Origin of the sequence: Frateuria sp. GZRR33, from assembly GCF_051900425.1 — a bacterium.
In the GTDB taxonomy this organism is placed as follows: Bacteria; Pseudomonadota; Gammaproteobacteria; order Xanthomonadales; family Rhodanobacteraceae; genus Frateuria_A.
In genome coordinates this window covers 251,336-263,652 of the sequence record NZ_JBHZGK010000004.1, presented here as the reverse complement: position 1 = coordinate 263,652, position 12,317 = coordinate 251,336, and the positions used below count along the sequence as shown (strand labels likewise).

General features: G+C 70.5%; 12 protein-coding genes. 9 read left to right on the top strand and 3 right to left on the bottom strand.

Features of this window, described 5'->3' with window-relative positions; translation table 11 throughout:
• The first annotated feature begins 128 nt into the window (after window positions 1–128).
• The 8 genes from ACFWZU_RS07130 to ACFWZU_RS07095 all read left to right on the top strand — a co-directional run bounded on the left by ACFWZU_RS07130 (window position 129) and on the right by ACFWZU_RS07095 (window position 8,536).
• A complete protein-coding gene (locus tag ACFWZU_RS07130; RefSeq protein ID WP_439700713.1) occupies window positions 129–1,430 on the top strand; it encodes an NAD(P)/FAD-dependent oxidoreductase in 1,302 nt (433 codons plus the stop codon).
• Window positions 1,427–1,633 (top strand): YgaP family membrane protein, encoded by a 207-nt coding sequence (locus ACFWZU_RS07125; protein WP_439700712.1) that lies wholly within the window; start codon window positions 1,427–1,429, stop codon window positions 1,631–1,633. Before ACFWZU_RS07130 ends, ACFWZU_RS07125 begins: the two co-directional genes overlap by 4 nt.
• A gap of 19 nt (window positions 1,634–1,652) precedes the next feature.
• Complete coding sequence (locus ACFWZU_RS07120) at window positions 1,653–2,036, top strand: DUF302 domain-containing protein (protein WP_439700711.1); 384 nt, start codon at window positions 1,653–1,655, stop codon at window positions 2,034–2,036.
• Window positions 2,036–3,112, top strand: coding sequence for an efflux RND transporter periplasmic adaptor subunit (locus ACFWZU_RS07115; protein ID WP_439700710.1), 1,077 nt, complete (start codon window positions 2,036–2,038; stop codon window positions 3,110–3,112). The genes ACFWZU_RS07120 and ACFWZU_RS07115 overlap by 1 nt, the downstream gene beginning before the upstream one ends.
• A complete protein-coding gene (locus tag ACFWZU_RS07110; protein WP_439700709.1) occupies window positions 3,109–6,333 on the top strand; it encodes an efflux RND transporter permease subunit in 3,225 nt (1,074 codons plus the stop codon). Before ACFWZU_RS07115 ends, ACFWZU_RS07110 begins: the two co-directional genes overlap by 4 nt.
• Window positions 6,330–6,794 (top strand): OsmC family protein, encoded by a 465-nt coding sequence (locus tag ACFWZU_RS07105; RefSeq protein WP_439700708.1) that lies wholly within the window; start codon window positions 6,330–6,332, stop codon window positions 6,792–6,794. Before ACFWZU_RS07110 ends, ACFWZU_RS07105 begins: the two co-directional genes overlap by 4 nt.
• A gap of 116 nt (window positions 6,795–6,910) precedes the next feature.
• Window positions 6,911–7,114, top strand: coding sequence for a dodecin family protein (locus ACFWZU_RS07100; protein WP_439700707.1), 204 nt, complete (start codon window positions 6,911–6,913; stop codon window positions 7,112–7,114).
• A gap of 51 nt (window positions 7,115–7,165) precedes the next feature.
• The gene (locus tag ACFWZU_RS07095; protein ID WP_439700706.1) at window positions 7,166–8,536 is read left to right on the top strand and encodes a phosphoribosyltransferase family protein; all 1,371 of its coding nucleotides are present in this window, start codon (window positions 7,166–7,168) and stop codon (window positions 8,534–8,536) included.
• Window positions 8,537–8,578: 42 nt separating this feature from the next.
• On the opposite strand, the gene ACFWZU_RS07090 is transcribed toward ACFWZU_RS07095, so the two are convergent.
• Genes ACFWZU_RS07090 through ACFWZU_RS07080 form a run of 3 tightly spaced genes read right to left on the bottom strand, consistent with a single transcriptional unit; the run spans window position 8,579 to window position 11,579 of the window.
• Complete coding sequence (locus tag ACFWZU_RS07090; RefSeq protein WP_439700705.1) at window positions 8,579–9,253, bottom strand: ABC transporter ATP-binding protein; 675 nt, start codon at window positions 9,251–9,253, stop codon at window positions 8,579–8,581.
• Window positions 9,253–10,500: an ABC transporter permease gene (locus ACFWZU_RS07085; protein WP_439700704.1), complete on the bottom strand. Its 1,248-nt coding sequence runs from the start codon at window positions 10,498–10,500 to the stop codon at window positions 9,253–9,255. The genes ACFWZU_RS07090 and ACFWZU_RS07085 overlap by 1 nt, the downstream gene beginning before the upstream one ends.
• Complete coding sequence (locus ACFWZU_RS07080; protein ID WP_439700703.1) at window positions 10,497–11,579, bottom strand: efflux RND transporter periplasmic adaptor subunit; 1,083 nt, start codon at window positions 11,577–11,579, stop codon at window positions 10,497–10,499. Before ACFWZU_RS07080 ends, ACFWZU_RS07085 begins: the two co-directional genes overlap by 4 nt.
• A 247-nt stretch (window positions 11,580–11,826) precedes the next feature.
• On the opposite strand from ACFWZU_RS07080, the gene ACFWZU_RS07075 reads away from it, so the two are divergent.
• The gene (locus tag ACFWZU_RS07075; RefSeq protein WP_439700702.1) at window positions 11,827–12,270 is read left to right on the top strand and encodes an Hsp20/alpha crystallin family protein; all 444 of its coding nucleotides are present in this window, start codon (window positions 11,827–11,829) and stop codon (window positions 12,268–12,270) included.
• Window positions 12,271–12,317: the final 47 nt, after the last annotated feature.

Genomic DNA, 12,317 nt, shown 5'->3' with positions numbered 1-12,317 from the left:
TTAGCAGATCCGAATATTAGCGTTGTCTAACATTAGAAAACTCTAATATAGCTCGGGATTGATGCCGGTCAAAGGGCGACGGAGAGGCTGGCGCAACCTTTTCGAGGCATCCAACAGGAGCGGGCAACATGGCCAACATCATCGTTCTGGGCGCCGGGCTGGGCGGCACCGCCGCGGCTTACGAGGTTCGCGCCGCCCTCGGCAAGGAACACGCCGTCACCCTCGTAGGGGACGGGCCGCGCTTCAGCTTTACCCCTTCCAATCCATGGCTTGCGCTGGGTTCGCGCAGGCGCGACGACATCGGCTTCCCGATCGGTGAACCCATGGCGCACCACGGCATCGGCTTCGTCGAGGTGCCGGCGGAGAAAGTATTGGCGGCCGAGAGCCGCGTGCGGCTGCGTGACGGCCAGGTGCTGGACTACGACTACCTGGTGATCGCGACCGGTCCGCGGCTCGCCTTCGACGAGGTGCCGGGGCTGGGGCCGGACGGCCACACGCAGTCGGTGTGCACCGCCGAACACGCCCAGCGCGCCTGGGACGCCTACCAGGCGTTCCTCCAGGCGCCGGGACCGGTGGTCGTCGGCGCGGCGGCCGGCGCCAGCTGTTTCGGCCCCGCCTACGAGTTCGCCCTGTTGCTCGACACCGACCTGCGCAAGCGCAAGCTGCGCGATCGCGTGCCGATCACCTACGTCACGCCCGAGCCGTACATCGGCCACATGGGCCTGGGTGGCGTGGGCGACTCGAAGAGCCTGCTGGAGCACGAGCTGCGCCAGCGCGACATCCGGTGGATCACCAGCGCGAAGGTGCTGGGCGCCGAAGCCGGCAAGCTGCGGCTGCAGGAGGTCGACGCGCGGGGCGCGGTAGCGGGCGAGAGCGAGCTGCCGTTCGCCTACGCGATGCTGTTGCCGGCGTTCACCGGTGTCGACGCGGTGCGCGGCATCGAGGGGCTGACCAATCCGCGCGGCTTCATCCTGATCGACGAGCACCAGCGCAACCCGCGCTTCCGCAACATCTTTGCCGCCGGCGTGTGCGTGGCGATTCCGCCGGTCGAGCCCACGCCGGTGCCGACCGGCGCGCCAAAGACCGGGTTCATGATCGAGTCGATGGTGACCGCCATCGCGCACAACCTGCGCGAGGAGATCGCCGGCCGCCAGCCCAATGCGCGTGCGACCTGGAACGCGGTGTGCCTGGCCGACATGGGCGACACCGGCGCGGCCTTCGTGGCGCTGCCGCAGATCCCGCCGCGCAACGTGACCTGGGCGAAGCAGGGCAAGTGGGTGCGCCTGGCCAAGCTCGCCTTCGAGAAGTACTACCTGCACAAGATCCGCACCGGCAACACCGAGCCGGTCTACGAGAAATACGTGCTCAAGCTGCTCGGTATCGAGCGGCTCAAGCCGCCCGTCAGGCATTCCCAGGGAGACTTGCCATGAACATCGATCGTGTCGTGCTCGCCTTTGCCGGAAGCGTCGTGCTGTTGTCCGTCGCGCTGGGATGGTGGGTGTCGCCGGCCTGGCTGTGGCTGGCCGTGTTCGTCGGCGCCAACCTGCTGCAGTCCTCGTTCACGGGCTTCTGTCCGTTGGCGCTGATCCTGAAGGGACTCGGGCTCAAGCCCGGGTGCGCCTTCTCCCGCTGACCCCAACGAGGCCTTTCGCATGTATTACGTCGCAGAAACTCCCAAGCCCTTCGCCCAGGCGGTCGAAGACCTGGACGCGGCCGTGCGCCGCCACAACTTCGGCGTGCTGCACGTGCACGACATCGGCGCGACGCTGCGTGGCAAGGGCGTGCCGTTCGAGCGCGAATGCAAGGTGTTCGAGGTGTGCAACCCGCGGCAGGCGGCCAAAGTGATGGAAACGGACATGCGCCTGAACATGGCGCTGCCGTGCCGCATCTCGGTCTATACCGAAGGCGGCCGGACCTGCATCGGCATGGTCGAGCCCGATCGCCTGCTCGGCATGCTCTCGGACGATCCGGCCCTGCGGCCCGTGGCGGACGAGGTCCAGGCGCAGATGCGGCAGATGATCGACGAGGCGCGCTGATGCGCCACGCCCGGCCACTCACCGCGCTGGCCCTCACCGTCGCACTGCTGGCCGGGTGCCGTGGCGGCGAGCCAGCCGCGCCACCGGCCCCATCCGCGCCGACCGACCTGGCCAGCCGCGTGGTGCAACGGCAGGAGGCACCGCGCGAGCAGGCCTGGGACGGGGTCGTCGAGGCGGTCAACCAGGCCACCGTTTCCGCGCAGACCGCCGGTCGCGTGGTCGAGCTGCCGTTCGACGTGAACGATACGGTGCCCGAGGGCGCAGTGATCGTTCGCTTCACCGACGTCGAACAGAAGTCCGCGCACAACCGGGCCCAGGCACAGATCGCCGCTGCGCAGGCGGCTTACGACGAGGCGGAAGCGTCCTACAAGCGGGTCGCGGCGATTGCCGAACGCGGCCTGGTCGCGCGCCAGCAACTGGACCAGGAACGCGCCCGCCGCGACGCGGCGCGGGCCGCATTGCAGGCCGCCCAGGCGCAGATGCGCGAAGTCGGCCAGCAACTGGACTACACCGTGGTGCGCGCGCCTTACGCCGGCATCGTCACGCGCCGCTTCGTGCAGGTTGGCGAGTCGGTGCAGCCGGGCCAGCCGCTGATGGCCGGGGTGTCGCTCAAGGACCTGCGCGTCACCGTGCAGGTCCCGCAGAGCGCGGTCGGGGCGATCCGGCGGCTCAATCATGCCGAAGTGCTTCTGGACGATGGCGCGCGTCGCGAGGCGGCCACGAAGGTGACGGTGTTCCCCTACGCCGATCCGGACACGCATACCTTCAGCGTGCGGCTGGAGCTGCCGGGCGACGACACCGGCCTGTACCCGGGCATGACGGTCAAGGTCGCCTTCGCGGTCGGGCGCGAGCGCCGGTTGCTGGTGCCGGCATCGGCACTGGTGCAGCGGGGCGAGCTGCAGGGCGTCTACGTGCTGGGGCAGGGCGCGCCGCAGTTGCGCCAGGTGCGTACCGGCGCGCGCTACGGCGACGGGGTCGAGGTGCTGGCTGGCCTGGACGACGGCGAGCGGATCGCGCTGGACCCGGCCGCGGCGGCACGCTGGATTGGTGCGCACCGCGACGAGGCGGCGCCATGAGCGAGCCGAAGCTCGGCTTCTCCGGCCGTATCGCGCGCGCCTTCCAGGCTTCCCCGCTCACTCCGATCCTGGCGCTGGCCGCGTTGCTGCTGGGGCTCGCCGCGGCGGTGATCACGCCGCGCGAGGAAGAGCCGCAGATCGACGTGACCATGGTCAACGTGATGGTGCCGTTCCCCGGCGCCGACGTGCGCGACGTCGAGAACCTGGTGGCGTTCCTACTGGAGCAGAAACTGGCCGAGATCGAGGGCGTCAAGCACGTCTATTCGGTGAGCCGCCCGGGCATGGCGGTGCTGACGGTCGAGTTCCAGGTCGGCGTGCCGCGCCAGAGCGCGATCGTGCGGCTGTACAACCAGGTATTCCAGAACCAGGACTTCGTGCCACCGGGGCTGGGCGTCGGTCCGCCGCTGATCCGGCCGATGGGCATCGACGACGTGCCGGTGATGGCGCTGACCTTGTGGAGCGACGCACCGGCGCAGAACCCTACCCGCCTGGCCGAGGTGGCGCACACGCTGGAGACCGATCTCAAGCGCGTGCCCGGCACGCGCGACGTCTACACGCTGGGCGCACCGACGCGCGCGGTGGTGGTGGAGCTGGATGCCGCGCGGCTGGCCGCCTATGGCATGGCCGTCGGCGACCTCGCCGGCGCACTCAAGGCGGCCAACGTGGTCGCCCAGGCTGGCGACCGGGTGGCCGGTGACCGCGACGTGCCGGTGACCGCCGGCACCTTCCTGGCCAACGCGGCTGACGTCGCCAACCTGGTGATCGGGCTCAAGCACGGGCAGCCGGTGTTCCTTTCCGATGTGGCGCGCATCCACGCCGGCGCGGACCTGCCCAGTCGCTACGTCTGGTTCGGCGCACCGGCGGACAAGGGCGGCCCGTCCGGCAATGCGCCGGCGGTCACCCTGGCGGTGGCCAAGAAGCCCGGCGCCAATGCCGCCGACATCACCGGCGCCATCGACGCGCGGCTGGCCGCGCTGCGCAACGTGACGATCCCTGCCGACGTGCACGTCACGGTGACCCGCGACTACGGCCAGACCGCCACCGACAAGGCGAACAAGCTGATCCACAAGCTGATCTTCGCCACCGGGTCGGTGGTGCTGCTGGTGCTGTTCGCGCTGGGTTGGCGCGAGGCCATCGTGGTCGGCACCGCGGTGATCATCACGCTGATGCTGACGCTGTTCGCCTCCTGGGCGATGGGCTTCACGCTCAACCGCGTGTCGCTGTTCGCACTGATCTTCTCCATCGGCATCCTGGTCGACGATGCGATCGTGGTGGTGGAGAACATCCACCGCCACATGGCGCTGGGCGGACGCACCCTGAGCGAGGCGATTCCCGAGGCGGTGAGCGAGGTGGGCGGACCGACGATCCTCGCCACCTTCACGGTGATCGCCGCGTTGCTGCCGATGGCGTTCGTGTCGGGACTGATGGGGCCGTACATGCGCCCGATCCCGATCAACGCCTCGGCCGGCATGCTGTTGTCGCTGGCCGTGGCGCTGATCGTCACGCCGTGGCTGGCGCTCAAGCTGCTCGGCCACCACGGGCACGGTGGCGAAGGCGGTCACGCGCCGTCCGACAGCCGCCTGCACCGCCTGTTCGGGCGGGTGATGACGCCGTTCATCGCCGGCGAGAAGGCTCCCCGGCGCCGGCGCCTGCTGTTCGCCGCGATGGGCGTGCTGGTGCTGGCCGCGGTCGGGCTGGTGGTGGTCAAGGCGGTGATCCTCAAGATGCTGCCGTTCGACAACAAGTCCGAGTTCCAGGTGGTGCTGGACATGCCCGAGGGCAGCACGCTGGAGCGCACCAACCGCGTGCTGGGCGAGCTGGCGGCCACCGTGGCCACGCTGCCGGAGGTCGCCAACTGGCAGGGCTACGCCGGCACCGCCGCGCCGATCACCTTCAACGGGCTGGTGCGCCAGTACTACCTGCGCAGCGGCGCCAACGTCGGCGACCTGCAGGTGAACCTGGTCGACAAGGCACTGCGCGATCGCCAGAGCCACGCCATCGCGCTGGCCATCCGCCCGGCGCTGGCGAAGATCGGCGCCCGCTACGGCGCGTCGGTGAAGATCGTCGAGGTGCCGCCCGGTCCGCCGGTGCTCGCGCCGATCGTGGCCGAGGTCTACGGGTCCGACGACGACACGGTGCGGCGCACCGCGCTGGCGCTGGAGAAACGCTTCAAGGCCAATAAGGACGTGGTCGACGTCGACTCCAGCGTCGAGGACGCGGCGCCGCGCGAGGTGATGGTGGTCGACCGCGAGCGCGCCGCGCGCCTGGGCCTGGACCAGGCCGGCATCGCGCAGGCTCTGCGCACCGCGCTCTCCGGCGAGGACGCCACCTGGCTGATGGACGGCCACGCCCGCTACGCGGTGCCGGTGCGGCTGCGCCTGCCGGCCGGCGACCAGGCCTCGCTGGCGCAGTTGCTCGCGCTGGAAGTGCGCGCGCAGAACGGTGCGCTGGTGCCGCTGTCCGAAGTGGTGAGCGTGCGCCCGGCCCGCCGGGAGCAGGCGATCTACCACAAGGACCTGCTGCCCTACGCTTTCGTCACCGGCGACGATGCCGGCGCCACCGACAGTCCGCTGTACGGCATGTTCAGCCTGGTCGGCGATCTGCGCGACCAGGACGTCGCCGGCGCGCGGCTGGGCCAGCACTACATCGCGCAGCCGCAGGACACCAGCGCACCGTCGGTGAAGTGGGACGGCGAGTGGCAGATCACCTACGAGACCTTCCGCGACATGGGCCTGGCCTATTCGGTCGGCCTGCTGCTGATCTACCTGCTGGTGGTCGGCCAGTTCAGGAGCTACCTGGTGCCGCTGATCATCATGGCGCCGATCCCGCTGACCGTGATCGGCGTGATGCCGGGCCACGCACTGGTCGGCGCGCAGTACACCGCCACCTCGATGATCGGCATGATCGCGCTGGCCGGCATCATCGTGCGCAACTCGATCCTGCTGATCGACTTCATCAACCACGCGCTGGCCGCCGGGCGGCCCTTGGGCGAGGCGGTGGTCGAGGCGGCCGCGGTGCGCGCCAAGCCGATCGTGCTGACCGGCGTGGCGGCGATGGTCGGCGGCTTCTTCATCATCGACGACCCGATCTTCCAGGGCCTGGCGGTGTCGCTGATCTTCGGGATCCTGGTGTCCACGGTGCTCACCCTGCTGGTGATCCCGCTGCTTTACTACGCATGGCTGGCGCACCGGGCGCCGCGCACCGAAGGAGACGTGACGTGAGCGAGGCGCAGACGGTCGAGGTGAGCCTGACCCAGGTGGGCGAGTACGAGTTCAACGTGCGCTTCGACGGCACCGCGATCGCCGACCTGGCTACCGACGAGCCGGCGCCGCTGGGGCAGGGCCATGGCCCCAACCCGTCGCGCCTGCTGGCCACGGCGGTGGCCAACTGCCTGGCAGCGAGCCTGCTGTTCGCGCTGCGCAAGTTCGGCAACGCGCCGGCGCCGATCACGGCCCGGGCCCGCGCGACCATTGCCCGCAATGCCGACCGGCGCTGGCGCGTGCCGCGTATCGAGGTCGACCTGCGACTGGCCGATGCGGCCGCCTCGCTGGAACACCTCGATCGCGTGCTGGCGCAGTTCGAGGACTTCTGCGTGGTGACCGGCAGCGTGCGCCAGGGCGTCGAGGTCGACGTGCGCGTGCTCGATCCGGCGGGGACGGCGTTGTCCTCCACGAGCGGGTGATCGCGCCGCCGATCGCGCCGTTTGATCGGGATCAATTCGGCGTCCGGCTGGCGGACTAGGGTGGGGTCCTGCGGCATCGGCCGACCCGGCCGCAGCCACCCGCCGGAGGATGCGCCATGAGCGTCGCCAAGGTCATCGAAATCATTTCCGAATCACCCGAGAGCGTGGAGGATGCCGTCAGGCAGGGCCTGGAGCGGGCCGCCCAGACGCTCGACGGGATCAAGGGCGCGTGGATCAGCGAGACCAAGGTCGTCACCGGACCCGACGGCGGGATCATGGCCTGGCGTGTGTGCATGCGGGTCAGCTTCGTGATCGGCTGAACGCTGCGATGGCGGGCCGCCCCGACGACGGTGGCGGACGGAGGCAGCATCATGAAAGGCAATCTGGCATCCCGGGCACGGCGCTTCGCCGACCGTGGCGACGCCGGCCGGCAGCTGGCCGAGGCCCTGGCCGTCTACCGCGGTCAGCGTCCGCTGGTGCTGGCGATCCCGCGCGGCGGCGTACCGGTGGGGAGGGTCGTGGCCGATGCACTGGACGGCGACCTGGACGTGGTACTGGTGCGCAAGCTCGGCTCGCCTGCCAACCGCGAACTGGCCATCGGCGCAGTCGACGAGCAGGGACGCATCCAGCTCACGACGCGGTCGGCCCTTGGCGGCGCGGGCATGGGCTACTTGCGTGCCGAGGCTGCCCGGCAAGGGGCGCTGATCCGCAAGCGCCGCGCCCTCTACAGCCCCGGCCGCGCGCCGGCCGATCCCACCGGCCGCGTGGTGATCGTGGTCGACGACGGACTGGCGACCGGCGCCACCATGCGCGCGGCGCTGGACGCGGTGCGCCAGCAGCATCCGGCGTCGTTGCTGGCGGCCGTGCCGGTGGCGGCGCCGGACAGCCTGCAGGATCTGGACGACCTCGTCGACGACGTCATCTGCCTGCATGCGCCACCGCACTTCCGCGCGGTGGGCTCGTTCTACGAGGACTTCCGCCCGGTGGACGACGCCGAGGTGGTGCGCCTGCTGTCGGTCCCGCCGAGGCCGGCCGCCGGACTGCCGGTGCCCGAGCCGGCACGTTTCCACCTGCCGGACGTGACCCTGCCCGGCGACCTGGCGATGCCGCCGCACGCCCGCGGGCTGGTGATCTTTGCCCACGGCAGCGGCACCGACCGGGACAACCCGCGCGACCGCTTCCTCGCGCAGTACCTGCAGCGGGCAGGCATGGGCACCTTGCTGATCGACCTGCTGACGCCGGAGGAGCAGCTCTCGCGCGCCGCCGCCTTCGACATCGCCGCGTTGTCGGACCGGCTCGCCGCGGTGGTCGCGAAGGTGCGCCACGACCCGGCGCTGGGACCGCTGCCGCTGGGCCTGTTCGGCGCCGGCACCGGTGCGGGCGCCGCGCTGGCGGTGGCCGCACAGCGCCCGCGCGATGTCGCCGCGGTGGTGTCGCGCAGCGGGCGGCCGGACCTTGCCGGTGCGGGCACGCTGGCCCGCATTACCGCGCCGACCTTGCTGATCGCACCTGGCGGGGACCGCGAACTGCTGTCGCTCAACCGGGCCGCGCAGCGCCGCATTCCGGGCAAGAACGAGCTGGCGGTCGTCGCTGGCGCCAGCCATCTGTTCCAGGAACCGGGCACCCTGGAAGCGGCTTCGAAGCTCGCCCGCGACTGGTTCGCTCGCTGGCTCGGCGCCCGCGCCCGGCCGCCGCGCCGACGCCCGACCGGCGGGCATGGGACGGACCGACTCGCCGGCTAGCACTCGTCCCGGCGCAGCCGGAGCAGGGTGTGGCACCTGATGCTAGGGCTGGATGCGCCCGTCGACGACGCGGATGCGCCGGTCCGCCTGCGCCGCGAAATCCGCATCGTGCGTCACCACCGCCACGGCGCGGCCCTGCTCGTGCGCCAGTGCAAGCACGGTACGTTGCACGTTGCGGCTGGCCACGCTGTCCAGGTTGCCGGTCGGCTCGTCGGCCAGTACCAGCATCGGGTCGTTGGCCAGCGCACGGGCGATCGCTACGCGCTGGCTCTGGCCACCGGAAAGCTGGCGGGGCCACTTGTCGCACTGGGCTGCCAGGTCCAGTCCCGCCAGCAGGGCACGGGCGCGGTCGCGGATGGTCGCCTCGTCGTAGGCCCCCAGCCGGCGCATCGGCAGCATCACGTTCTCGCAGGCGCTGAACTCGGGCAGCAGGAAATGCGACTGGAACACGAAGCCGATCGCCCGCAGCCGCGCCTCCGAGCGCTCGGCCTCGCCATACTCGGCCGTGTCCGAGCCGCCCAGCCAGATGCGCCCCGCGCTGGGCAGGTCGAGCAGTCCCATCAGATAGAGCAGGGAGGACTTGCCCGAGCCCGACGGGCCGGTGATGGCCACGCACTCGCCGCCGTCGATGCGCAGGCTGGCGTCGTCCACCAGCGTCACCGGCACCTCGCCCGCGAGGCGGCGCGTCACGCGCTCCAGCCGTATCGCCTCGGCCATCAGGTGCCTCCGCGCAGCACGTCCACCGGCTCGACCTTGGCCGCACGCCGTGCCGGCAGGTAGGCCGCGATCATCGCCGCGAGCATGGCCACGCCGCCGGCGAGCACGAACTGGAACAGGCTCCAGTCGATCGCCAGGTAATTCACGTCGGTGCTGCCGGGGACGCGGAAATGGATGCGCATCAGCCCCGCCATCAGCCCGCAGCCCAGGCCGATGCCGAACACGTTGCCGACCGCGCCGATCAGCGCGCCCTGGGCCAGGAACATGCCCTCGATGTCGCGGGCCTGGAAACCCATCGCGCGCAGGATGGCGATGTCCCTCTGCTTCTCCAGCACTACGGTGGAGATCACGTTGTAGATGCCGAACGCGGCCACGACCAGCACGGCGCCGACCACCGCGTACATGATCACGCTGCGGATCGCCAGCGCGCTCATCAGGTCCTCGGAGCGCTCCTGCCAGGACACTGTCTTGTAGTGCACGCGCTGCTCGATGCGCGCCGCCTCGGTGCGCGCGGCGTTGGGGTCGGCCAGCCTGATCACGATGGTGTTGATGCGGTTGGGCCGGTCGAGCATCGACTGCACGCGCTTGAGCGCGACGAAGGCCTGGCCGGTGTCGAAATCGGACCGTCCGGTGTGGAACAGGCCGATGATCTTGAACGTGCGCACCTGGCCGGTGGTGCTCGCCACGCGCAGGTTGTTGCCCATCGCCAGGCTCATCCGGCGAGCCAGCTCGTCGCCGATGACGATGCCGTTGGGATTGGCCTCCAGCTGGTCCAGCGAGCCCTGCACCATGAAACGGCGGATGGTCGAGACCTGCGCGTACTCGCTGGCGACGATCCCGTAAAGCCCGATCGCGCGGTCCTTGCCGGCGAAACTCGCCAGCGCCTGGCCGCTCAGCACCGCCGATGCACGCAGCCCCGGCGTGCGCCGCAGGTAGTCCAGTATCTGCGGGTAGCCGCGGATGCCGCGCGTCTCGGTCTGCGGAACCAGGTGGTGCAGTTGCACGGCAGCGGAGGGGAACAGCTGGCTCACCGGCTGCAGGGTCGGGTTGCGGTATTCGTCCTCGATGGTGATGTGCGGCGCGTTGTCCACCAGCCGGTGGATGATGTCCTGCTCCGAGCCGCGCATCATCGCGGAGATCGACAGGAAGAAGGACACGCCCAGCACCACGCCCAGCAGGGAGACGATGCTCTGCCGCCGGCGCGCCAGCAGGTGCCGTGCGGCGACGTCCACGAGCAGGCGGATCACGGGCGTGCTCCGGCTTCAGTCACGCGCACCTTCGCGTCCTCGCCGAAGCCTTCGGCCGGCGTCGCGACCACCGCATCCTCACCGGACAGGCCCGCGGTGATCTCGACCTGCCGTTCGCCGCGGATACCGACGCCGACCCGCCGCGATTGAAGCCGCCCGTCGCGCACGACCCATACGCGGTCGCCGACGAGTGCGCCGTCCGGCAACAAGAGCGCGTCGCCATGGCGGCGCACGATGATGTTGACCTCGGCGGTCATGCCCACCTGCAGCGGCGTGTGGCCATCGAACGCGATGCGCACGCGGTAGCTGCGGCCGGTCGGGTCGCCCTTGGGCGTGATGCCGTGCACGCGTCCCTGGAACACCTGCCCGGGAAAGGCATCGGCGCGGATCAGCACCGCCTGCCCCGGGACGACCCGTGTGATGTCTTCCTCGTCGACGTCGGCGGTTACCCGCGGCGGCGAATCGACGGCCAACCAGAACACCGTGCTTCCCGGCGTCATCAACTGGCCGATCTCGCCGTCGCGACGGATCACCGTGCCCGCCGTGGGCGCCAGCAGCCGGGCGTAGTGCAGCTCGGCCGCGGCGCGGTCGGCGGCCGAGCGCGCCGACTGCCAGTCCGAGCGCGCCTTGTCGTACTGCGTGCGCGCGATGACGCCACGCGGCAGCAGGGCGGCATAGCGGCGGTACTCGGCATGGGCGAAGGCCTCCTGCGAACGCAGTTGGGCCAGGTTGCTGGCCAGGTCGGTGTCTTCCAGCCTGGCCAGTTGCTGGCCGGCCCGAACGCGCTCGCCCTCGTCCACGTCCAGTTCGACCAGGCGCGCGGTGATGCGTGCGGCGATCGGCAGCATGACGGTCGGCTCCACCGTGCCGGTGGCGTACACCGCCTCGATGGCCAGACCCCGATGCGCGTGCACGACGATGACGCGCGGCGGCAGCATCCACCATGTCGCGACCGCGAGGGGAACGCAGACCAGCAGGGCGCCGACCAGCCACGCGAACGCATGCCGGCGCCGCGCCGGGCGGGACGGCGCAACCGGGAGGTCGGCTTGCGGTGCGGCGTGGGGTGCGTCGTTTGGCATGTGGCAGGCTCCGTCGAACGGATGCGGGCCATCCCGCTGCGCCGACCGTTTGCCGGAAAGCATAGGTCGCCGTCGCGCCCTGCCTTTGACGCACGTCAACGGCCCAACCGCGCAGGGAGAGGGCGCGCGAGCGGACGCTCTTGATGTCGATCAAGTGCCGGCCGGCGGCGCAGCGTAGCGTCGACGCTGGCCCCGCGGGCGCGGCCGCCCGTGGGCTTTCCCCCGCATCGATTGGAGACTTGCCATCATGACCATGCTTACCCGCTGGAATCCGTTGAAGCCGCTTTCGCGGACCGAGCCGAACGACTTCGACGACCTGTTCCGCAACGTCGGGCTGCGCGCCATGTTCAGGGACCTGGAAGTGGCGCCGGAAATCCGCGTCGACGTCAGCGAGAACGACGAGGCCTACGACATCCAGGCAGACGTTCCCGGTGTGCGCAAGGAAGACATCGACGTCACCATCGACGGTAACCAGGTGTCGATCACCGCCGAAGCCAGGCGCGAGACGGAGAAGAAGAACGGCAACCGCGAGGTGTGCACCGAGCGCTACTACGGCCAGGTGTTCCGCTCCTTCAGCCTGCCGACGGACGTCGACGACGCCAAGGCGGAGGCCCGCTACGAAAACGGCGTGCTGAGCCTGCACCTGCCGAAGAAGCCGAACGGGCAGCAGCGGCGCATCAAGGTAGGCTGAAATCGCGCGCGGCCCAGGGCCGCGTGCCTGACCCCTGCAGGGGCGCA

Bases quoted from the DNA above. Each gene is read 5' to 3' on its own strand.
- ACFWZU_RS07130 (WP_439700713.1), top strand. From the start codon at position 129: ATGGCCAACATCATCGTTCTGGGCGCCGGGCTGGGCGGCACCGCCGCG.
- ACFWZU_RS07075 (WP_439700702.1), top strand. From the start codon at position 11,827: ATGACCATGCTTACCCGCTGGAATCCGTTGAAGCCGCTTTCGCGGACC.
- ACFWZU_RS07110 (WP_439700709.1), top strand. From the start codon at position 3,109: ATGAGCGAGCCGAAGCTCGGCTTCTCCGGCCGTATCGCGCGCGCCTTC.
- ACFWZU_RS07125 (WP_439700712.1), top strand. From the start codon at position 1,427: ATGAACATCGATCGTGTCGTGCTCGCCTTTGCCGGAAGCGTCGTGCTG.
- ACFWZU_RS07090 (WP_439700705.1), bottom strand. From the start codon at position 9,253: ATGGCCGAGGCGATACGGCTGGAGCGCGTGACGCGCCGCCTCGCGGGC.
- ACFWZU_RS07095 (WP_439700706.1), top strand. From the start codon at position 7,166: ATGAAAGGCAATCTGGCATCCCGGGCACGGCGCTTCGCCGACCGTGGC.
- ACFWZU_RS07115 (WP_439700710.1), top strand. From the start codon at position 2,036: ATGCGCCACGCCCGGCCACTCACCGCGCTGGCCCTCACCGTCGCACTG.
- ACFWZU_RS07100 (WP_439700707.1), top strand. From the start codon at position 6,911: ATGAGCGTCGCCAAGGTCATCGAAATCATTTCCGAATCACCCGAGAGC.
- ACFWZU_RS07080 (WP_439700703.1), bottom strand. From the start codon at position 11,579: ATGCCAAACGACGCACCCCACGCCGCACCGCAAGCCGACCTCCCGGTT.
- ACFWZU_RS07120 (WP_439700711.1), top strand. From the start codon at position 1,653: ATGTATTACGTCGCAGAAACTCCCAAGCCCTTCGCCCAGGCGGTCGAA.